Below are 19,138 nucleotides of genomic sequence, written 5' to 3'. Positions count from 1 at the left end.
AGGCGGGTCAGCCCAGCAGCCCCGCCCGGCGCCACATGCCCTCGCTGCGCCGGTCGATGATGCCGAGCTCGGTGAAGAAGGCGACCGCCTTGCGGGCCCAGTCCCGCCGGGCGGCCTGCCAGTGCGGGTTGGCCGCCGCTGCCGCCTTGGCCTGCTGGACGTCGAGCCCGGCCAGCGCGTAGATCCGCGGGTTGACGCACTCCAGCACCGCCTCGTACACCAGCACGCCGATCACCTGGCGGAACACCGCCCGCCGCGCCGGGCTCATCCGGGCCCAGCGCCGCTCCAACTCCGGCTTGGCGTAGCCGATGTGCCGGGCCTCCTCGATCACGTGGATCTTCGCCACCGAGCGGGCCAGCGGCTGCAGGCTCTCGTCGCGGATCATCTCGCGCTGCATCGCGTCGGTGAACTCCTCCACGAAGATCGCGCCCGCGAAGGTCAACGTGGTGTCGTTGAGCAGCAGATGGAGCCGCCCGCGCCGCTCGGCGCGCCGGCTGGGACGGGCGGTGGGGTAGCCGGTCCTGGTGATGTACTTGGCGAACATCGTGGAGTGTCGGCACTCGTCGGCCACTTCGGTCAGCGCGTACTGCGCGTGCTGGGTGGTCAGGTCGCTGTCGTAGACGTGCCGGACCAGGCCGTGCATCAGGATCAGCTCGAACCAGATGCCCGCCGCGGTGACGCTGGCCAGCTGGTGGGTGCTCAGCTTCGCCTGCTGACGGAGCGTCATCCGCTCCCACAGGTGGGTGCCGTAGAGCGAGACCCGGTGCGGGGGAAGGGCGAACTGGTCGGGATCGATCGGCTCCTGCCAGTCGATCTCGGTGAGCGGGTCGTGGGAGTGCTTGGCCGAGACGCGCAGCAGGCGTTCGGCGTTCTGCTCGCGGGCTTCCAGGGAGGTGGGGGCAAGGTCTCGCATGCTACGGCTCCGGTTCGGGCTCGGGCTCGGTTCTCGCGCCGGCGGGGTCGGCTGTGCCGGGGTGGCCGGCTGCGCCCGGGTGGGTGGGCGTGCCGCCCAGGGCGCGCAGGGCGAAGGAGATCAGTGCGGGGATCAGGTCGTCGGGTGCCCGGCCGCCGTCCGCGAGCGGGCCCACCAGCGCCTCGCCCACCCCGCCGACCAGCAGGGCGGCGGTCAACTCGGCGTCCTGGGCAGGCAGTCGGCCGGCCGTCACGCCCTCGGCGATCCGGGCGGCGATCACGTCGCGGAACGCCCGGCGGAAGACCAGGCGTTCGGCCTCCACCTCGGGGTCGACCGGCTCGGCCAGCAGCGCGTAGGCCAGCCGCGGGTGACCGAGCGCGCGACCGGCGAAGGTGCCGATCACCGAGGCGACCTGGGCGTGCAGATCGCCGGCGAAGGCGGCCGCCTCGCGCACCGCCGCCACCTCCCGGCCGACCACGATGCCGAACACCTCGGCCACCAGCTCGGCCTTGCTCGGGAACGAGCGGTACACGCTCCCGGTGGCGATCCCCGCCCGCTCCGCGACGGCCGCCACCGAGCAGGCGGCATAGCCGCGTTCGGCGAGCAGTTCGGTCGCGGCCGTCAGCACCGCCTCGCGCTGGGCGTCGAGCCGGGCTTGGACGGCGGGGGTCTTCCGATAGGCCACGGCAAGAAGTGAAGCAGCGATTCAGTTCTTCAGCAAGACCCTGGGCGACCTTTGCCGGACAAGCGGAACCGGGGCCCCGGCGCAGTGCCGGAGCCCCGGTTCGACGGGCCGCCCCGGTGGACCGGCCCGCTACACCGGCTCGGCCAGCGACAGTCCGAAGCGTCCCTCGGGATCGGTCCACCAGTGCCGCAGTGCGAAGGAGGCGTCGGCGAGCTCGGCGGCCACCTTGTCGCGGCGGAACTTCGCCGAGATCTCGGTGCGCAGTTCCTCACCCTCGGCGAAGTCCACCTCCAGCCCCAGCGCCGCGACGGACACCCGCTGCGCGCGCCGCGAGCGCAGCCGCATCTCGATCCACTCCTGCTCGGCGTCCCAGCGGGCCACGTGCTCGAAGGCCTCCGGGTCGAAGCCGGCCTGCAGCTCGCGGTCCAGCACGTTGAGCACGTTCTTGTTGAACTCCGCGGTCACGCCGGCCGCGTCGTCGTAGGCGGCCACCAGCACGGCCGGGTCCTTGACCAGGTCGGTGCCGAGCAGCAGTGCGTCGCCCGGCGCCAGGTCGGCCCGCAGCGCGGTCAGGAAGCGGGCCCGCTCCTCGGGCAGCAGGTTGCCGAGCGTCCCGCCGAGGAAGGCCACCAGTCGCGGCGCCTGCACCGCGCGCGGCAGTCCGAGCCGCGCGGTGAAGTCGGAGACCACGCCGTGGATGGCCAGCGCCGGGTACTCGGTGGCCAGTTGGCGGCCGGCCTCGCGCAGCGCGCTCTCCGAGACGTCGACCGGGACGTAGCTCTCCAGGGTGCCCAGCGACTGCAGTGCGTCCAGCAGCAGCCGGGTCTTCTCCGAGGAGCCCGAGCCCAGTTCGACCAGGGTGCGGGCCCGGGTCACGCTCGCGATCTCCTTGGCCCGCTCGGTCAGGATGGCCCGCTCGGCGCGGGTCGGGTAGTACTCCGGCAGTCGGGTGATGTCCTCGAACAGCTCACTGCCGCGCTTGTCGTAGAACCACTTCGGCGGCAGCCACTTGGCGGGGGCGGTCAGACCCTGGCGGACGTCCGCGCGCAGGGCCTGGGCGAAGTGGTCGGCGGGGAGCAGGCGGGTGAGCTCGAAGGCGGTCATCGGATGTGGTCCTCTCGTGGTGCGGCCCAGCAGGAAGCGCGGGTGGGGGCTCAGGTGGGGGTCTCAGGGGGTGGCGGGGTCCAGCGGACGGATGGTGACGGCATCGGGGGTGGCCAGCAGCACGGACCGGTCGGGGACCGGCACCCAGCCGGGCCCGTCGTCGCCCGGTTCCGAGGCGACCAGCACGCTGCGCCCCAGCTCCAGGCGGTGGAAGAGGGTGTCGCCCCAGGTGGTCGCGGCTATCACCCGGCCGTCGGTGACCAGCAGGTTGAGCCGGGCCTCGGTGTGCGCGGCGACCTCGGCGACGGTGTCGGCCAGGGCGGCGCCCACCTCCTGGCCGCCTGTCAGCCGGCGCCGCAGCAGTGCCCAGACCAGCGCGGAGTCGCAGCGGGCCGCCAGCTCCAGCAACTCGCCCGGGGTCAGCAGCCCGGCCAGGGCGGTGGCCGTGCCCGGCCAGCCGCCGAGCGCGCCGTTGTGGCTGAACAGCCAGCCGTCACCCCGGTAGGGCGCGGCGGCGCTCTCGTCCGGGCTTGTGCCGGCGGTGGCCGAGCGGACGGCGGCCAGCAGTGCCGTGGTGCGGATCGCGCGGGCCAGGTCGGTGAGGTTCTCGTCCGCCCAGATCGGCACCGCCCGGCGGTAGCGGACCGGCTGCGGGTCGCCCTCGACGAACCAGCCCAGCCCGAAGCCGTCCGCGTTCACCGTGCCGTACCGCTGCAGGCGCGGCGCCCAGGACTGCCGGTAGAGCCCGTAGGGCGGCTCGACCAGCACCTCGGTGGCGGCCACCGGGGTTCCCAGATAGGCGAGGTGACGGCACATCAGGCGGCATCCAGATCCCGGGCGGTCCGGAAGCCGGCGAAGATCTGGCGGCGGATCGGGTAGTCCCAGTTGCGGAAGGTGCCCCGGCAGGCCACCGGGGCGACCGCGAAGCTGCCGCCGCGCAGCACCTTGTACTCGGCCTGCTCGCCGGGGGCGGCGAAGAAGACCTCCGAGTACTCCCGGTAGGGCCAGGCCCGGAAGCCCGGGTAGGGGGCGAAGTCGCTGGCTGTCCACTCCCACACGTCACCGATCAACTGCCGCACCCCGTAGGGCGATGCGCCGTCCGGATAGCTTCCGACCGGGGCCGGCTGCAGATGGCGCTGGCCGAGGTTGGCGTGCTGCGGCCCGGGAGGGGTGTCGCCCCAGGGGAAGCGGCGCGAGCGGCCGGTGGCCGGGTCGTGCCGGGCGGCCTTCTCCCACTCCGCCTCGCTGGGCAGCCGCCGCCCGGCCCAGCGCGCGTAGGCGTCCGCCTCGTACCAGGTCACGTGCAGCACCGGCTCGGCGGCCGGCACCGGTTCGAGGTGGCCGAAGCGGCGGCGCAGCCACTGGCCGTCCGTCCGGCTCCAGAACAGCGGCGCGGTCAGCTTCGCGGTCATCCGGTGCGCCCAGCCCTGCGCGGTCCACCAGCGCGGCTCCTGGTAGCCGCCGTCCTCGATGAAGCGCTGGTAGTCGGCGTTGCTGACCGGGGTGGTGTCGATCGCGAACCCCGGCAGGTCCACCTGATGCGCGGGGCGCTCGTTGTCCAGCGCCCACGGCTCGGTGTCCGTGCCCATGGTGAACGGGCCTGCGGGGATGGTCACTTCGGCCGGCAGCAGGTCGACCGGGGCCGGCTCGGGCGTCGGGGCGGAGAGCACGGCGGCGCCGCTGCGCAGCTGATGGGTGATCAGCATCGTCTCGTCGTGCTGCTGTTCGTGCTGGGCGATCAGCCCGAAGGCGAAGCCGGCCTGGAGCAGCGGCGGTCCGGCGAGTTCGACGCCGGCCAGCAGGTCGAGCACCCGGCCGCGCACCTCGTGGGCGTAGCCGCGGGCCTCGGCGGGCGGCAGCAGCGGCAGCGTGGGGCGTTCGGAGCGCGGGTGCTCGAAGGCGTCGTAGAGCGGGTCGATCTCGGGGTGCATCGGCTCGCGGCCGCCCACGTTGCGCAGCAGCCAGAGCTCCTCCTGGTTGCCGATGTGGGCCAGGTCCCAGACCAGGGGCGACATCAACCGCGAGTGCTGGGCGGTCAGTTCGGCGTCGTCCAGGCACTCGGTCAGGCCGCTGGTGCGGTTTCGGGCGGCCAGCAGTTCGGTGGCGACGGCCTCGCGCAGCCGCTCGTCGGTCAGCTCCGCGCCCGGCTCGGCCCGGCCCGGCGTGCGGTTCTGCGCGGGGCCCGGTTCGGCGTTCAGCATGGTGCGTCCTCCTCGGACTTCGGGGAGTTCCCGGACGGCGGGGAGTCCGCGGACCGGCCCGCGCCGGTGCGCGGCGGCGCGGCGCCGTCCAGCAGGTCGTCCGCCGGGCAGCGGCCCCTGGCGGTGTAGCGCTCGGCGAACTCGCCCAGTGCGGACCGCAGTCGGCCCTCGCCGGGCCGGTCGGCGAGCACCGTGTCGGCGGCCGCGAAGCAGTCGAGCGCGGCCTGGCGCAGCACCGGATCGTCCATGCCGCGGGTGGCCGCCCGGCTCCAGGCCGGCCCGCGCGGGCCCGGCTCGGCGGTGCCGGACGCGCCGGCGGCCAGCGGCTCCAGCGCGGCGAGCGCGGCGTCGACGGAGCGGGGGCCGGCGAAGAGGGCGGAGGTCAGCGCGGCGGGGACCACCCAGCCGTCGCCGGGCTGCGCGTCGATCATCCGCAGTTCCAGGTAGCCGCGCGGGCGCACCGGCGGGAAGAGCGTGCTCAGGTGGTAGTCGAGATCGGCCAGGCTCGGGCGCTCGGCCTCGGGCCGCCGCAGCCAGGCGCGGAAGGTGAGCCCGACCGGCGCGTTCCACGGCCGTCCTTCGGGCCGGCGCACGCAGAGCACCGCGGCGTCCAGCACGTAGCGGGCCCAGGCCGCGCACGGATCGCCGTCCGGGCCGCAGCCGTGCACGCCGCCCGGGGCCAGGGTGCGACTGGGGTCCATCCGGGCCCAGACGGCCTGCCGGGTGGACCGGTAGCCGGTCGGCCGTCCGTCCAGCAGCGGGGAGTTGGCGAAGGCGGCGACCAGCACCGGACCGAGCAGGTGGGCCAGGCGCCAGCGGGTGCGGAAGCCGTCGGGGCCGGCGGTGTCGGTGCCCGCGTCCAGGCAGACCTGGGTGGAGGCGGTGGCGCACATCATGATCTTGCCCCAGGGGCCGGTGCGGCCGAAGAACTCCTCCATCGCCAGGTAGCGCGGCTGGCGCAGGGTCACCCGGCGTTCCTTGGGATGGGGTTCGGTGCCGTAGCCGGCGAGGTCCAGGCCCTGGGCGGCGAAGGCGGCGCGCAGGGCGGCCAGGTCCTGGTGGGTGGTCTCCACGCAGCCGGGGAGATCGGCGGCGGCCGGGGAGCTGAGCTCGACCTGGCCGCCCGGCTCCTGGGTCACTCGCGAGCCGTTGGGGAGGAAGGGGTGGTCGGGGGGCAGGTGCAGCGCGTCGAGAGCGGCGCGCACCCGCGCGGGGTCGGGGGCGGTGTGGGGTCGACAGGAGTCATGGACGAACCACTCCAGCTCGACGCCGACCCGCCCAGGGGGGCCGATCTTGAAACAGGTGCTGGCCACGTACGCCTCGGCGGACGATTCGGTCAGCGGGGTCACCGTCGGTGGCGCCTGCGGTTCGGTGTCGAGCGACAGGCTCGACGGTCGTGCGAGGTTCACGTTGATCACCGTCCTCGTCATCCGGCTCACGACAACCTGAGGTTCCTGCCCAGTCTGCTGCGGCCCATACGGCGTCGCCCGGTGCTCGGGCCGTAACCCATGGATTCCCGCTGGTCAGGTCGGGCAACCGGGTGAGGTGAGCTGCCTCACATCTCACGCAACAGGCGCCTGGGCGGAAATATCCGGGGACCTTCTCCCCGTTTGCCGTACAGTCGATGGAAGTGGGGACGGAATCCCCGGAAAGGAGCGCAGCCATGGACACCCTGCAGGCGGGGACGTGCATCCCCGAAGCATCGCCCTGTGCCCGTGCCGCCACGCCCCGACTCCGGGCGGACGCCACCCGCAACCGCGAGCGGATCCTGGCCGCGGCCCGCGAGCTCTTCGCCGACGAGGGCGCCCTCGTCCCGCTGGACGAGATCGCCAAGCGCGCCGGGGTCGGCAACGCGACCCTCTACCGTAACTTCCCCGACCGGGTGACCCTGATCCACCAGGTCGTGCTCTCGGTGCTGGGGGGCGTGCTGGAGCAGGCCAAGGAGGCGCTGGCCGACCAGGGCGACCCCTTCGAGGCGATCAGCCGCTATGTGCACGCCGCTGCCGGCGAGCGGATCGGCGCGCTCTGCTCGCTCCTGTCCGACCACCTGAAACTCCACGAGGACGAGGACCTGCTCGCCACCCGGACCGAGCTGGAGCGCGTGGTCGAGCAACTGCTCGACCGGGCCCGGCGGGCCGGCCGGCTGCGGCCCGACGTCGGCCCCGGCGACCTGTTCGTCGCGCTGGCCCGGCTGACCCGTCCACTGCCCGGCAAGGAGTGCCTGGAGGACGAGATGTTCGTCCACCGGCACCTCCAGCTCTTCCTGGACGGGATGCGCGCCCCGGCGCCCACCGTCCTGCCCGGGCGCGCCGCCACCATGGAGGACCTGCGGCGCGCGTGACCGCCTCCGGGTCGTCCCCGGTCTCCTGATCAACCACTGAGTCGCCTGATCAACCACTGACCTGCTCGACCGTTGAACACTCAAGCTTCCCGTGGGCGCGGCACCCCGCGCCCCACCCTCAGCAACTCCTGCCGTTAGGTGAGTACAACCATGTCTCAAACCGTCCCGCAGGCCGACCCCAGGCGCTGGAAGGCACTGGGCTTCATAGCCCTGGCCCAGCTCATGGTGGTGCTGGACGCCACCATCGTGAACATCGCCCTGCCCTCGGCCCAGCGAAGCCTCGGCTTCTCCGACACCAACCGCCAGTGGGTGATCACCGCCTACGCGCTGGCCTTCGGCGGCCTGCTGCTCTTCGGCGGCCGGATCGCCGACCTGTGGGGCCGCCGTCGCACCTTCATGACCGGTCTGATCGGCTTCGCCCTGGCCTCGGCGCTCGGTGGCGCCGCGCAGAGCACCGGGATGCTGATGGGTGCCCGTGCCCTGCAGGGCCTCTTCGGCGCGCTGCTCGCCCCCGCCGCCCTCTCGCTGCTGACCGTGACGTTCACCGAGGCGAAGGAGCGGGCCAAGGCCTTCGGCATCTTCGGCGCGGTGGCCGGTGGTGGCGGCGCGATCGGCCTGATCCTGGGCGGCGTGCTCACCGAGTACCTGAACTGGCGCTGGACCTTCTTCATCAACGTGCCGTTCGCGATCATCGCGGTGACCGGCGCCGTCCTGGTGATCCGGGAGCCGGCCGGTACCCGTAACCGCAACCGCCTCGACATCCCTGGCGTGCTGCTGGTCTCCACCGGTCTCGTCTCGCTGGTCTACGGCTTCACCAAGGCCTCGGAGGACGGCTGGACCTCGCACGTGACGCTGGCCCTGTTCGCCGCCGCCGTCGTGCTGCTCAGTGCGTTCGTCTTCGTCGAGAGCAGGGTCAGCGCGCCGCTGCTGCCGCTGCGCGTGGTGCTCGACCGCAACCGCGGCGGTGCCTACCTCTCGCTCGGCCTGGCCGTGATCGGGATGTTCGGGCTCTTCCTCTTCCTGACCTACTACATGCAGACCGTGCTGGGTTACTCCCCGGTCATGACCGGCGTCGCCTTCCTGCCGATGGTGGCCGGCATGATCACCGGCTCCACCCAGATCGGCGCCCGGCTGATGAACCGGCTGCCGGCCCGGGCGCTGATGGGCCCCGGCTTCCTGGTCGCCTCGGCGGGCATGCTGATCCTGACCCAGATCAAGGTCGACTCCTCGTACTGGCTGATCCTGCCCGGTCTGATCCTGATGGGCCTGGGCATGGGTACCGCGTTCATGCCGGCGATGAGCCTGGCCACCTTCCGGGTCCGGCCGCAGGACGCCGGTGTCGCCTCCGCGATGGTCAACACCTCGCAGCAGGTCGGCGGCGCGATCGGCACCGCGGCACTGAGCACGGTGGCCACCAGCGCCTCCAAGGCCTTCGCCACGTCGCACCCGATCAACCCGAAGTCGCCCGTCGAGCTGCAGATGCTGGTGCAGGCGCAGACCGCGGTGCACGGCTTCTCCACCGCGATCTGGTTCTCCTTCGGCATCCTGCTGGCGGCCGCCGCGATCGCCACGGCGCTGCTCAACGGCGGCGGCAAGGCGAACCTGGTGGCTGCGGGCGCCGAGGGCGAGGTCGTCGATGTCCCGGTGATGGCGCACTGACGGCTCCGCGGCAGGAGCGCTGACGCTGCGTCGTACGCACAGCTGGTGGGCCGGATCCCTTCGGGGGTCCGGCCCGCTGTCGTCCGCGCGTCGTCGCCGGGGCGTCGCTGTCGGGGCGTCACGGTTTGCGCGTCGCGGGCGCCCGGAAACGCGCTGGACGGTGGCGGCCGCGCCGTGGTCGACTCCTGCGTCGGCACCGAGGGCGGTCGCCCCCGCGAACGGTCGACACCGCACGGCGGAGCTGGACTGAGCTGCGCGGGGCGAGGGGTAATTCCCTGGTCGCCGTGGACCCGGCGTTCATAGGATCGACGCCATGACGGCACCCGAACCCGTACCCGCGTCCGTACCGGCACCCCCCGTGCCCGTGCCCGTACCCGCGTACCCGGCCAAGCCCCGGCCTGGCGACCGCGTCGCGGTCCTCTCGCCCTCCGCCGCGCTGCCCGGTCTCTTCCCGCACCCCTACGAGCTGGGGCTGCGCCGGCTGCGCGAGGAGTTCGGCCTCGAACCCGTGGAGTACCCGGGCACCCGCAAGCTCGGCGCCACCGCCGAGGAGCGCGCGGCCGACCTGCACGCGGCCTTCGCCGACCCGGGCATCAAGGCGGTGATCGCCACCATCGGCGGCGAGGACCAGATCACCGTGCTGCCGTACCTGGACCGGGAGTTGATCCGGGCCAACCCCAAGCCGTTCTTCGGCTACAGCGACAACACCAACCTGCTGCTCCTGCTGCGCAACCTGGGCATCGTCAGCTACCACGGCTGCTCGGTGATGGTGCAGCTGGGACGCGGCGGCGCGCTGCACCCGGCCACCGCCGAGTCGCTGCGCGCGGCGCTGCTCGGCTCCGGCGCGTACGAGCTGCGGCCCAGCGCCGAGGTCGGCGACGTCGAGCTGCCCTGGACCGAGCCCGACCTGCTCGCGGGCGAGCCGGTGATGGAGCCGGGGGAGGGCTGGACCTGGCACAACGCGGACCAGGTGGTCGACGCCCCGGGCTGGGGCGGCAACCTGGAGATCCTCGCCTGGATGGCGATGGCCGACCGGGAGATCGGCCCGGTGGAGCAGTACGCCGGGCAGGTGCTCTTCCTGGAGACCTCCGAGGAGATGCCGCGGGCGGACGAGGTCTACCGGATCCTGCGCAACCTCGGCGAGCGCGGGCTGCTGCGCCAGTTCCCCGCGCTGCTGATGGCCCGGGCCAAGAGCTGGAGCTTCGAGCAGATGCTGGAGCCGGCCGCCAAGGTCGAGTACCGCAAGGCCCAGCGGGCCGCGGTCCTCCGCGCGCTGGCCGAGTACGCACCGCAGACGATGGCCGTCTTCGACGTCGACTTCGGCCACACCGACCCGCAGCAGATCCTCCCCTGCGGCGGCCGGATCCGGGTGGACGGTCCGGCCCGGCGGATCACCGTCTGGTACTGAGCTGTTCGGTACCGAGCTGTCCGGTACTGAGTCGTCCGGTACCGGGCCACGGGAGTCCTCGGCGAGCCGGGCCGCTGATCAGCCGCGCAGCGTGCCGACCAGCGTGCTCAGGTCGGCGGCCAGGCGCAGTTCGGTGGTGCGCAGGGCCGGGTGCTCGAGCCAGTGCAGGCGGGCGGTGTCCGGGCGGCCCTCGTGCTGTGGGGGCCAGGTGGTGCAGGGGGTGAAGTCGTCCACCGTGACCGTGCCGCCGGGCGTCAGCAGCCGCACCGGGTCGGCCGGCGGCTCGACGCCCTTGCCCTGGCCGCCGCCGTCCAGCACCAGCAGGTCGAACGGCCCGCGCCGGTAGAGCTCGCTCCAGTCGCCGGTGACCACCTCCACCTGCGGCTGGTCGGCGAAGACCGCGGCGGCCACGGCGGCGCGGGCCGGGTCCCGTTCGACGCTGACCAGCCGCACCCCGGGCCCGGCCCCGCTGGCCAGCCAGGCCAGGCCCACCCCGCACCCGGTGCCGCTCTCGCCGATCCGGGTGGCCGCGCCGTGCGCCAACGCGCTGATCAGCAGGCCCTGTTCGGGGCGGCAGGAGTTCTCGAAACCGTGCGCCCGCGCCGCCGCCAGCGCGCGCCGGACCAGCGGCGGCAGGTCGGTGGCGAGGTGCAGGGCGGTGCCGTTCAGGGACATGGGCGGTCTCCGGCGGGGCGAAGTCGTCAGTGCTGCCTTGAACCTGATGATTGATCAGCTGCCGTTTGTGTGGCAAGTGCGCGCAATGCGGGACGGACATGTATGGACACCTTTTTGGCTGTCCCCGGGTCTTCCACCGTTCACCCTCCGCTGGAATCATCCCCCTACCCGCAAGTAGCCAACTGCGCCCCCGCCTTCAGGAGGACCCGTGTCCCCGCTCTCCCGCCGCGCCCTGCTCGGCTCGGCCGCCGCCTCCGGTGCCGCCCTCGGCCTGGGCGCGCTGCCCGGCTCCGTCCAGCAGGCGCTGGCCGCGCCGGCCGCGCCCGGCACGATGGACGATGTCGAACACGTCGTGGTGCTGATGCAGGAGAACCGGTCCTTCGACCACTACTTCGGCACCCTGAACGGCGTGCGCGGCTACGGCGACACCTCCAGGGTCCGGTTCCCCGGCGGCTCGGACGTGCTGCGCCAGAAGCTGCTCGGCACCGTCGGCGGCACCGACCTGCTGCCCTGGCACCTGGACACCTCCACCAGCGACGCCCAGCGGATCTTCGACCTGGACCACTCCTGGGGCGGCACCCACAGCGCCTGGGCCAACGGGCAGTGGAGCAACTGGGTCCCGGCCAAGACCTGGTACACGATGGGCTACTACACCCGCCAGGACATCCCCTTCCAGTACGCGCTCGCGGACAACTTCACCCTCTGCGACCAGTACTTCTGCTCCGCGATGACCTCCACCGACCCGAACCGGCTCTACCTGTGGTCCGGGATGATCGACCCGAACGGCACCGGCGGCGGCCCGGCCACCGACAACAGCAAGTCCGGCTTCACCTGGACGACTTACCCGGAGCGCCTGCAGGCCGCGGGCATCTCCTGGAAGGTCTACCAGCAGCAGGACAACTTCGACGACAACGCCCTGGCCTGGTTCAAGAGCTTCCAGACCGCCCCGCAGGACTCCCCGCTCTACCAACGCGGCATGGCCCGGGCCGGCGCCGACGACTTCGCGAACGACGTGGCGGCGGGCACGCTGCCGGCGGTCAGCTGGGTGGTCGCCCCGACCGCGCAGTCCGAGCACCCCAACTACCCGCCCGCCCAAGGCGCGGACTTCACCTCCGCGTACGTGCTCCAGGCGCTGGCCGCCCACCCGGAGGTCTGGGCGAAGACCGTGGTGCTGCTCAACTACGACGAGAACGACGGCTTCTTCGACCACGTCGTGCCACCGGTGGCGCCCGACGGCACCCCCGACGAGTTCATCGGGGGCGTGCCGATCGGCCTGGGCCCGCGGGTGCCGATGATCGTCATCTCGCCGTGGAGCCGCGGCGGCAGGGTCAACTCCGAGGTCTTCGACCACACGTCGGTGCTGCGCTTCCTGGAGAACTGGACCGGCGTGAAGGAGACCAACATCTCCGCCTGGCGCCGCACCGTCTGCGGCGACCTGATGTCCGCCTTCGACTTCACCACCAGCAACCGCACCTTCCCGGCGCTGCCCGACACCAAGCAGCTGCTGGCCGACCTGGCCGAGCAGGACAAGAAGCTGCTGCCGCCGCTCTTCCCGCCGGTCATCCAGAAAGCCCCCCAGGTCGAGCCCGGCGACCGGCCCGCCCTGCCCACCGGCTACCGCTTCGGCTCCTCCTCGCGCACCGACACCACCACCGGTCAGCTCTGGATCACCCTGGGCAACCTGGGCACCTTGGGCGCCGGGATCTCGATGTACACCGTGAACTTCCGCCAGTTCGGCGCCTGGCGCTACACGCTGCCGGTCGGTGGCACCGTCAGCGACTTCTTCAGCGCCCTCGGCGTCAGCGGCGGCCCCTACGACATCGACGCGCACGGCCCCGACGGCTTCCTGCGCGGCTACCAGGGCGACGTGCGCACCTGGAGCGACCCGGCCAAGGGCCACCCCGAGGTCGCCTCGGTGGAGACCCCCGACGGCGTGCGGATCACCCTGACCAACCAGGGCGGCAAGCCGGTGGTCTTCACCATCGGCGCCAACTCGGCCTTCGGTGCCGCCGGTTCGACCCCGGCCACGGTCACGGTCGCCCCCGGCGGCAGTGCCGAGGCGGTGCTGGCGCCGACCGCCGCCGGCCGCTACGACTACACGGTCACCGCCGACACCGCCGACGCCTTCGCCCGCCGCTTCGCGGGACGCCTGCAGCCGTAGCCGTCCGCCCACCTGAACCTGAGCACGGTGTAACACCGGCAACGCGAACAACATCCGCTCCGGAGCCGAGCCGGCCGGTGCGTCACCCACGCACCGGCCGCCGGCTCCACCGCTCCCGCACCTCCCCACCGCGCGGCCGGAGCGGCCATCCCAGCGATCAGAGGGCTGCCGGTCACCGGCCGCCGGGCCAGCCGAACAGGCCCAGGACCGGCCGGTCCCGCAGCGCGTTCGCGTACTCCGACGACTCGTCGAACTCACGGAAGTTGGTGATCGGATCGTCGGCCGCGTACAGCATGGCCACGGCGCACGGTGTGCAGAAATCCTGTCCGGTGTCGAGGTCCCGCAGGTTGGCGTATCTCTGACATCCTGCCCACTGGCAAGACCTGCGGTGCTTGGCCACCTACCTGCTCAGCCCCTTCGGTGGTTCTCGTGGTGCTGTGAGGCTAGGCGATCGCCAGGACCTCGCACTGCTGCCTGTCACTGGTCCACTGCCCGGCCGCGCTGAGGTCGAGGCGCTCCAAGAAGTTCACCAGGGCACTCCGGGCGTCAGCGGCGACGGCTTCCGGTAGCCGGGAGGACAGCGCCGGGGGCAGGGCCGCGCGCAGCGCAGGATCTTCGGCAGCCATCCCCAGCAGCATGCTCACTGGCACTCTCCGGATGGTGTGCTGGACTGGGGGCGGGACAGGTCCCCGGGGCGCTGCATGCCCCGGGGACCTGCCTTGTGTGTGGTGAGGGAGGGTCAGGCGACCAGGTGGTCGAACTCGCCGGCCTTCGCCCCGGCGACGAACGCCGCCAGCTTGGTTCGGGTGGCGGTCAGCGGGACCTGCGACGGGTCGGTGGTGATGCCGATCCGGATCCGTCCCTCGGGGGTGACGGCGAGGCCGATCGAGTCGTCGAGTTGCTGCTTGTTGGACTGCTCGACTTGATCCACTGGAGGCCGGGCGCGCCCTCGGGGTTGTACCCGTCGACGGCGATGGCACTGGACATGGTGGTGCTCCTTCCCGTTGATGCCGATGAGTGCGGTGATGGTGCGACGCCCGCATGCCGTAGCCCGGCGGCGGGCTGCAGCGGGGCCGCGAGATCTGCCATGCCGACGACCGTACGGAGTTGCGGGTGACGGCTTCCACGAACGTGCGCGAACTTGCATGCGATCAACCGTGAGAGGTAATCGCCGATGTGATCAGAGCACGGGCGTCAGCGCCGTAGACAGCAAGCTCGGCGAGGGTCGAGAACGCCTGGACGTACAGGGACAGTTCGTGCGGCTGCGTGATCGTCAGCCATGCAGACACAAGCTCCACATTGACTTGCACGTCATCGAAGATCCAGAAATCCTCCACCGGATGCATGGCACTCCGATCCGCGGAATCCGGGATGATCCCGAGGCTTACGCTGGGCAGTGAGCTGACCGTGATCAGATGGCTGAGCTGGCCGGCCATCACGTCTGTGCCGCCGACCAGCTTCCGAAGAGCGGACTCCTCGATCAGGACGGCGAAACGGCGGGCACCCTCGTGCAACACCCGCTGCCGCTTGACCCGGACCGCGACCGCGTCCTCGACGTCCTCCGGCAGTCCCCGCCGGCGCGCGGTCCCTTGAAGGACTGCCCTCGTGTACGCCGCGGTCTGGAACGGCCCAGGGATCAACCATGATGAGTAGGAACGGAACCGCTGCGTGCGTTCGAACAGGGGGCTGGCGGACTCCTGCGCGCGCTTCAGGCCAGCGCGCTCCATCCGGCGCCACTCGACATATGTTCCCTCGATACCGCGAGCAGTGGCGATCAGATCCGCGACCTGCTCCTCGGCCCCACAGTGCAGCGCCCATACCCGGATATCGGTATCTGACGGTGGGGTACGACCGTGTTCGATCCGCGAGCACTTGGACTCGTGCCACCCGGCGCGAACAGCCAGCGCCCGCGCGGTGAGTCCGGAGTCCTTCCGGATCTCGCGCAGGCGCTGGCCCAGGTCTCGCCGTGCTTGCTGAACGGCGGAGTACTGCGACGTCATGAAGGATTGGTCCCCATCACGCAGGTCGGTACTCCGAGTGCGGAACGGCCCGGTCCCACACTGTCTCGAAGGCGGCCGAGCAGAGCCGTACGGTCTCCTGGTCCTCTGTCAGCTCGGGTGCCGTCGGCTCGCCGTTCCCATCGAAGTGGTTGACGAGCAGCAAGCGGTCATCGAACAGCCAGAAGTCGTTTCCTGGCAGAGGCACAGCGGTTGCCCGCCGTCGCGGCAACCACCTGACGTCCTCCCCAGCGGTGATGTTGAGGCCGTCGGTGATGTCGTACTCGAAGCGTACGTAGTCGCTGATCGGCTCCGAGATGATGCGGGCCCTGCGAACCACGACGCCTCGGCTGATTGCCTCGGCAAGCATGGCGCCCCACTCCGGCCAGCGCGCGACGGGATCCAGACGGTGACCGCCCTGCCAGTCGATGAAAGCAGGATCCGTCCGCATGTACCCGTCGCGCGTCTCCAGATGCACGGCGGATCGCTCACAGCGCCGCAACAAGTCGTCAAACCTGTTCGGGTCCAGCGTCACCGCTCACCTCCGGAAAGAACTGCATCATGCGCCTGGGCCACTCGATGACGGTCTCGTGGTCGGGGATCTCCATCTGCGCGAGCCGCTTCGGGTCCGTGACCTTCCACGACTGGACCAGGTAAGTATCGGTCTCATCGTCGTAGTAGAGGGTCGGCGAGTTGTTGACCGGCGACTCCGGATCTTTTCCCAGCTTGTGAAGTGCCATGGCGACCTCCAACTGTGAAGCGGACGATCTCTGTGCAGGCTTGCACGCTGAGCAATCTTGTCGCCACGATCTTGCGCGAACTTGCACGGCGCCCGTCAGTGATTCGAGCAGGTGGGCGATCCTGTCCGGTGAGCCCGCCGACTCCTGGGAGATGGGTGAGGAGCGCGTGCTGCCAGCATCCCTCAACGGCGACGCGCGCGATCTGCCAGCGTCGCACCCGGGGGTAGGTCCAGTGGTGGCGCCTCCTCGATGGTCGGCGTCTTCGTGGCGGTGGAGTGCGAACGGCGGACATCTCTCCGGGGGGAGAGTTAGATTGAGGGCCTGAGTGATCGTCAGCGGGGGAACCATGAGCATGGAGATACGGCCGTTCGACGCGGCGACGGCTTCGGAGCGCGAACTCTCCGAGTACCACCTCGCCTCGGCGGCCGCCTGGCGGGTCGACTTCCCCGAGGAGCCATCGGCCGGCTACGAGGCCACGGTCGGCCGACTGCGGACACCCTGGCCGCACGAGGGGAGGTGCCGGTACTGGGCCGCCTACGTGGACGGGGTGTTGGTCGGTCTGGGCCGGCTCGCGTTGCAGGACGGCGAGAACAGCGGGATCGCGCAGGTGACCGTGACGGTGCATCCCGAGTACCGGCGCCGGGGGATCGGCACCGCCGTGCTGCGGGCCGTCCTGCCGGCGGTGCGGGAGACCGGGCGGCCGACGGTGACCGGCGAGGCGATGAAGTCCGGCTCCCCCGGGGACCTGTGGGCCGTTCGCCTCGGGTTCCGGGTGGTCAACCGCACGGCGATCATGATGCTGATGGTCGACGAGACCGAGCCGGAGCGGTGGGACGTGCCGGTCCCGGCCGGGTACCGCCTGGCCGGTTGGGTCAGTACGACCCCGGAGGAGCTGATCGAGGCGTACGCGGCCGCCAGGGAGGCGGTGCAGGACGCGCCGATGGGCGAGTCGAGTATCCAGATCGCTCGGTGGGACGCCGAGCGGATCCGTCGGGAGGAGCGGGAGCTGGCCGACCAGGGTGCCGAGGAGCGGGTGGTGGTCGCGGTCCACGAGGCGAGCGGTGAGATCGCCGGTGTCACGGGGCTCCTCACCTACGCCTATCGTCCGGACAAGTCCTACGTGAACGACACCTCCGTGGTGCGGGCGCACCGTGGACACGGCCTCGGCCGGGCGCTGAAGGCGGCCATGACGCGCCAGGTCCTGCGGGAGCGACCGCAGGTGCGGCGCATCGTGACGAGCAACAACGAGGACAACGTCCACATGATCGCGGTGAACGAAGCCATCGGGTACCAGGTCCTCCGCCGCCTGATCTGGGTGGAGACCACCGCCGACGGGTTGACGGGGGCGCTGAGCCGGTAGCTGGTGGTGGTGGTCAGAGGAATGCGAACCGGCCGGTCTTGACGCCGGTGATGAAGGCCGCGAAGGCGGTGGTGGTGAAGAGGAGGGTGGGCTCGTCCGGGTTGGTGGAGTCCCGGAGGGGGACGAGCCCGGGGATGTCGGCGGCGATCTCGATGCAGGTGCCGCCGTTGTTGCTGTGGCTTGACTTGAACCAGTTGGCCTGGGAGAGGTCCGGGTCGGTCATGGGCACAAATTGTCCCGCGCCCTGGTGAGCGGGACAAGGGTGCCTCGGAACGGCTCCGGGCCGACCTGAGGAGGTCAGGCCGGCCCGGCTGATGTGCGGTCAGACAGAAGTGAACTGGCCGGCCTTGACGCCGGTGATGAAGGCGGCGAAGGCGGTGGCGGGGAAGAGGAGGGCGGGCTCGTGGGGGTTCTTTGAGTCACGGACGGGGACGAGTCCGGGGAAGTCGGGAGCCACCTCTACGCAGGAGCCTCCGTTGCCGCTGTGGGACGACTTGAACCAGGCGGCACCGGTCAGGTCTACGGAGTCGGTCATGGATGAAGTTCCTTTCGGGCCTTACGGATCAGAGCTACAGAGGCGGCCTGTGTGAGCGCTTCCACTTGCAACTGATGGTAGGCCCTCTCCCACGCCCGGATAGTTTCATCCTGCCTCACGACCTGGCCTTGTTCGGCTGACTCGGTGTAGCCCACGACGGATCGGTCCGGAAAGGTCAAGAGGGTCATGAACGCGGTGAACGGAACATGCTCTGCCATGCTGAAGGGTGCGATCTGGATGATCACTTGAGGGCGTGCAGCCATGTCGATCAGGTGATCGAGTTGGGCACCCATCGTCTTTGCACCCCCGATGGTGCGGTGGAGGCAGCTCTCGTCCATGATTGCGTGGACAAGCGGCGGTGCGGCTCGGCGTAGCAGTCGCTGGCGTGTCGCGAGGAACCGCCGCCGTTCGTCGGCCTGGTCCTGGCTGGCGCCGCCGCGCTGGACGGCCGCCGCCTCCAGGGCTGAGGCATAGTCCGGGGTCTGGAGTAGGCCGGGAATCCGGTTCGGCTCGAAGATCCTGATCTCCGCCGCCCGCGCCTCCTGTGCCGCGTGCTCCGGGAAGCCCTCCAGCAGTGCGGAGTTCTTGATCCCCCGCACCATCAACTCAAGGGTCTGACCCGTTCCCAGGGCCGAGTCCGCCGACTTTGCGAACTTCAGGGTGGGGGATTTACGGGCCGTTTCCAGCGCGGAGATGTAGGTGTCCGAGTAGCCGATGCGCCCGCCCAGTTGGGTCTGCGACCAGCCGCGCGCCTCCCGCGAGGTGCGGAGCTGGTGTCCGAAAGCGGCTCGGGGGGATGACTGGGGATCAAGCTTCTTCCGGTTCACGGGCACTCCTCGGACTCCACTTAGCCCATGGGCAAGTTGAACAGTTCCCGAGCGTACGGGACAGTGGGCGCTCTCGGTAGTGGATCGATTACGGAAAGGAGTGGCCATGCCCGCGTACCCGGCATCCCCCACCACTGTCTACCGTCCCCAAGTCGGCCAACTGGTAGCCGACTTGGCCAACCACGGCAGACAGGGCATCTACATGGACACCTTGGGTGGCCGCGCCTACCTTCGCCCGAATGGGGGAGGCTGCGAATGGGACACCGACCCCGATCGGCTCGAACCCGTGCTCGACGCACCGGATCTGGCGCCCGTCGTCCAGCGCAACGCGCCCCGCTGCGCCGCCGATGTCCGGCTGCCGGAGGTGCCGCCGCTTCCCGTCGCGCCCAACTCCGGCCCGGAGCCGACGGCATGATCGACCTCGCGCCGTCCATGCTCCCCACGCCCCCGATCTCACCCCAACCCCCTCCCCTCCCCGCTCCCGTCCCCGGCTGCCAGGAGTGCGCGCGCCTCGTCCACAAGGAGCGCGCCG

The 19,138-nt window shown here is 71.3% G+C and carries 22 protein-coding genes; 6 read left to right on the top strand and 16 right to left on the bottom strand.

Annotation, left to right across the window (positions count from 1 at the left end; all coding sequences use genetic code 11):
• Nucleotides 1-7 precede the first annotated feature (7 nt).
• The 6 genes from OG294_RS09760 to egtA form a co-directional block, all read right to left on the bottom strand.
• Nucleotides 8-913 carry an AurF N-oxygenase family protein gene (locus OG294_RS09760; RefSeq protein ID WP_327066063.1) on the bottom strand — a complete coding sequence of 302 codons (906 nt, stop codon included), beginning with the start codon at nt 911-913 and terminating at the stop codon, nt 8-10.
• 1 nt (nt 914) lies between these two features.
• Nucleotides 915-1,598, bottom strand: coding sequence for a TetR/AcrR family transcriptional regulator (locus OG294_RS09755; RefSeq protein WP_327066062.1), 684 nt, complete (start codon nt 1,596-1,598; stop codon nt 915-917).
• 129 nt (nt 1,599-1,727) lie between these two features.
• Nucleotides 1,728-2,702, bottom strand: a complete 975-nt coding sequence (egtD, locus tag OG294_RS09750; protein WP_327066061.1) for an L-histidine N(alpha)-methyltransferase — start codon at nt 2,700-2,702, stop codon at nt 1,728-1,730.
• 63 nt (nt 2,703-2,765) lie between these two features.
• Complete coding sequence (gene egtC / locus OG294_RS09745) at nt 2,766-3,518, bottom strand: ergothioneine biosynthesis protein EgtC (RefSeq protein WP_327066060.1); 753 nt, start codon at nt 3,516-3,518, stop codon at nt 2,766-2,768.
• Entirely contained in the window at nt 3,518-4,903 is a 1,386-nt protein-coding gene (gene egtB / locus OG294_RS09740; RefSeq protein ID WP_327066059.1) for an ergothioneine biosynthesis protein EgtB, read from the bottom strand. Before egtB ends, egtC begins: the two co-directional genes overlap by 1 nt.
• Nucleotides 4,897-6,312, bottom strand: coding sequence for an ergothioneine biosynthesis glutamate--cysteine ligase EgtA (gene egtA, locus OG294_RS09735; protein ID WP_327066058.1), 1,416 nt, complete (start codon nt 6,310-6,312; stop codon nt 4,897-4,899). Before egtA ends, egtB begins: the two co-directional genes overlap by 7 nt.
• A gap of 254 nt (nt 6,313-6,566) precedes the next feature.
• Between egtA and OG294_RS09730 the strand changes: the two genes are divergently transcribed.
• From OG294_RS09730 to OG294_RS09720, 3 genes are all read left to right on the top strand, one after another.
• The gene (locus tag OG294_RS09730) at nt 6,567-7,244 is read left to right on the top strand and encodes a TetR/AcrR family transcriptional regulator (protein WP_327066057.1); all 678 of its coding nucleotides are present in this window, start codon (nt 6,567-6,569) and stop codon (nt 7,242-7,244) included.
• A gap of 150 nt (nt 7,245-7,394) precedes the next feature.
• Nucleotides 7,395-8,903 (top strand): MFS transporter, encoded by a 1,509-nt coding sequence (locus tag OG294_RS09725; protein WP_327066056.1) that lies wholly within the window; start codon nt 7,395-7,397, stop codon nt 8,901-8,903.
• Between the two features lie 313 nt (nt 8,904-9,216).
• Nucleotides 9,217-10,311, top strand: coding sequence for a S66 family peptidase (locus tag OG294_RS09720; RefSeq protein ID WP_327066055.1), 1,095 nt, complete (start codon nt 9,217-9,219; stop codon nt 10,309-10,311).
• A 78-nt stretch (nt 10,312-10,389) separates the two neighbouring features.
• Here OG294_RS09720 and OG294_RS09715 read toward each other — a convergent pair whose 3' ends face one another.
• The gene (locus tag OG294_RS09715; RefSeq protein WP_327066054.1) at nt 10,390-10,986 is read right to left on the bottom strand and encodes an O-methyltransferase; all 597 of its coding nucleotides are present in this window, start codon (nt 10,984-10,986) and stop codon (nt 10,390-10,392) included.
• Nucleotides 10,987-11,194: 208 nt separating this feature from the next.
• Between OG294_RS09715 and OG294_RS09710 the strand changes: the two genes are divergently transcribed.
• Nucleotides 11,195-13,147: a phosphocholine-specific phospholipase C gene (locus OG294_RS09710; RefSeq protein ID WP_327066053.1), complete on the top strand. Its 1,953-nt coding sequence runs from the start codon at nt 11,195-11,197 to the stop codon at nt 13,145-13,147.
• A 172-nt stretch (nt 13,148-13,319) separates the two neighbouring features.
• Here OG294_RS09710 and OG294_RS09705 read toward each other — a convergent pair whose 3' ends face one another.
• The 6 genes from OG294_RS09705 to OG294_RS09680 all read right to left on the bottom strand — a co-directional run bounded on the left by OG294_RS09705 (nt 13,320) and on the right by OG294_RS09680 (nt 15,884).
• Complete coding sequence (locus tag OG294_RS09705) at nt 13,320-13,448, bottom strand: hypothetical protein (RefSeq protein WP_327066052.1); 129 nt, start codon at nt 13,446-13,448, stop codon at nt 13,320-13,322.
• 142 nt (nt 13,449-13,590) lie between these two features.
• A complete protein-coding gene (locus OG294_RS09700) occupies nt 13,591-13,773 on the bottom strand; it encodes a hypothetical protein (protein WP_327066051.1) in 183 nt (60 codons plus the stop codon).
• A 113-nt stretch (nt 13,774-13,886) separates the two neighbouring features.
• Entirely contained in the window at nt 13,887-14,078 is a 192-nt protein-coding gene (locus tag OG294_RS09695) for a hypothetical protein (RefSeq protein WP_327066050.1), read from the bottom strand.
• Nucleotides 14,079-14,298: 220 nt separating this feature from the next.
• A complete protein-coding gene (locus OG294_RS09690; RefSeq protein ID WP_327066049.1) occupies nt 14,299-15,147 on the bottom strand; it encodes a helix-turn-helix domain-containing protein in 849 nt (282 codons plus the stop codon).
• 16 nt (nt 15,148-15,163) lie between these two features.
• Nucleotides 15,164-15,679, bottom strand: coding sequence for a DUF6879 family protein (locus tag OG294_RS09685; RefSeq protein ID WP_442789128.1), 516 nt, complete (start codon nt 15,677-15,679; stop codon nt 15,164-15,166).
• Entirely contained in the window at nt 15,654-15,884 is a 231-nt protein-coding gene (locus OG294_RS09680; protein WP_327066048.1) for a hypothetical protein, read from the bottom strand. Before OG294_RS09680 ends, OG294_RS09685 begins: the two co-directional genes overlap by 26 nt.
• Before the next feature lie 352 nt (nt 15,885-16,236).
• Between OG294_RS09680 and OG294_RS09675 the strand changes: the two genes are divergently transcribed.
• Nucleotides 16,237-17,244, top strand: a complete 1,008-nt coding sequence (locus OG294_RS09675) for a GNAT family N-acetyltransferase (RefSeq protein WP_327066047.1) — start codon at nt 16,237-16,239, stop codon at nt 17,242-17,244.
• A gap of 13 nt (nt 17,245-17,257) precedes the next feature.
• Here the strand turns inward: OG294_RS09675 and OG294_RS09670 are convergent, their stop codons facing one another.
• The 3 genes from OG294_RS09670 to OG294_RS09660 form a co-directional block, all read right to left on the bottom strand.
• Nucleotides 17,258-17,467, bottom strand: a complete 210-nt coding sequence (locus OG294_RS09670; protein WP_327066046.1) for a DUF397 domain-containing protein — start codon at nt 17,465-17,467, stop codon at nt 17,258-17,260.
• Between the two features lie 99 nt (nt 17,468-17,566).
• Nucleotides 17,567-17,779, bottom strand: coding sequence for a DUF397 domain-containing protein (locus OG294_RS09665; RefSeq protein WP_327066045.1), 213 nt, complete (start codon nt 17,777-17,779; stop codon nt 17,567-17,569).
• On the bottom strand, nt 17,776-18,606 hold the full coding sequence (locus tag OG294_RS09660) for a helix-turn-helix domain-containing protein (RefSeq protein ID WP_327066044.1): 831 nt from the start codon (nt 18,604-18,606) through the stop codon (nt 17,776-17,778). The genes OG294_RS09665 and OG294_RS09660 overlap by 4 nt, the downstream gene beginning before the upstream one ends.
• Nucleotides 18,607-18,712: 106 nt before the next feature.
• Between OG294_RS09660 and OG294_RS09655 the strand changes: the two genes are divergently transcribed.
• Nucleotides 18,713-19,021 carry a hypothetical protein gene (locus OG294_RS09655; protein ID WP_327066043.1) on the top strand — a complete coding sequence of 103 codons (309 nt, stop codon included), beginning with the start codon at nt 18,713-18,715 and terminating at the stop codon, nt 19,019-19,021.
• Nucleotides 19,022-19,138 lie beyond the last annotated feature (117 nt).

It is taken from the genome of Kitasatospora sp. NBC_01302 (assembly GCF_035976515.1).
Classification (GTDB): domain Bacteria; phylum Actinomycetota; class Actinomycetes; order Streptomycetales; family Streptomycetaceae; genus Kitasatospora.
This window is presented reverse-complemented; position numbering and strand designations above follow the sequence as displayed.

What these genes read in the sequence shown, in the direction of transcription:
- egtD (WP_327066061.1), bottom strand. Translation starts at nt 2,702, where the DNA reads ATGACCGCCTTCGAGCTCACCCGCCTGCTCCCCGCCGACCACTTCGCC.
- OG294_RS09675 (WP_327066047.1), top strand. Translation starts at nt 16,237, where the DNA reads ATGGAGATACGGCCGTTCGACGCGGCGACGGCTTCGGAGCGCGAACTC.
- OG294_RS09725 (WP_327066056.1), top strand. Translation starts at nt 7,395, where the DNA reads ATGTCTCAAACCGTCCCGCAGGCCGACCCCAGGCGCTGGAAGGCACTG.
- OG294_RS09720 (WP_327066055.1), top strand. Translation starts at nt 9,217, where the DNA reads ATGACGGCACCCGAACCCGTACCCGCGTCCGTACCGGCACCCCCCGTG.
- OG294_RS09655 (WP_327066043.1), top strand. Translation starts at nt 18,713, where the DNA reads ATGCCCGCGTACCCGGCATCCCCCACCACTGTCTACCGTCCCCAAGTC.
- OG294_RS09715 (WP_327066054.1), bottom strand. Translation starts at nt 10,986, where the DNA reads ATGTCCCTGAACGGCACCGCCCTGCACCTCGCCACCGACCTGCCGCCG.
- OG294_RS09700 (WP_327066051.1), bottom strand. Translation starts at nt 13,773, where the DNA reads ATGGCTGCCGAAGATCCTGCGCTGCGCGCGGCCCTGCCCCCGGCGCTG.
- egtC (WP_327066060.1), bottom strand. Translation starts at nt 3,518, where the DNA reads ATGTGCCGTCACCTCGCCTATCTGGGAACCCCGGTGGCCGCCACCGAG.
- OG294_RS09670 (WP_327066046.1), bottom strand. Translation starts at nt 17,467, where the DNA reads ATGACCGACCCGGACCTCTCCCAGGCCAACTGGTTCAAGTCAAGCCAC.
- OG294_RS09665 (WP_327066045.1), bottom strand. Translation starts at nt 17,779, where the DNA reads ATGACCGACTCCGTAGACCTGACCGGTGCCGCCTGGTTCAAGTCGTCC.
- egtB (WP_327066059.1), bottom strand. Translation starts at nt 4,903, where the DNA reads ATGCTGAACGCCGAACCGGGCCCCGCGCAGAACCGCACGCCGGGCCGG.
- OG294_RS09760 (WP_327066063.1), bottom strand. Translation starts at nt 913, where the DNA reads ATGCGAGACCTTGCCCCCACCTCCCTGGAAGCCCGCGAGCAGAACGCC.
- OG294_RS09690 (WP_327066049.1), bottom strand. Translation starts at nt 15,147, where the DNA reads ATGACGTCGCAGTACTCCGCCGTTCAGCAAGCACGGCGAGACCTGGGC.
- OG294_RS09680 (WP_327066048.1), bottom strand. Translation starts at nt 15,884, where the DNA reads ATGGCACTTCACAAGCTGGGAAAAGATCCGGAGTCGCCGGTCAACAAC.
- OG294_RS09730 (WP_327066057.1), top strand. Translation starts at nt 6,567, where the DNA reads ATGGACACCCTGCAGGCGGGGACGTGCATCCCCGAAGCATCGCCCTGT.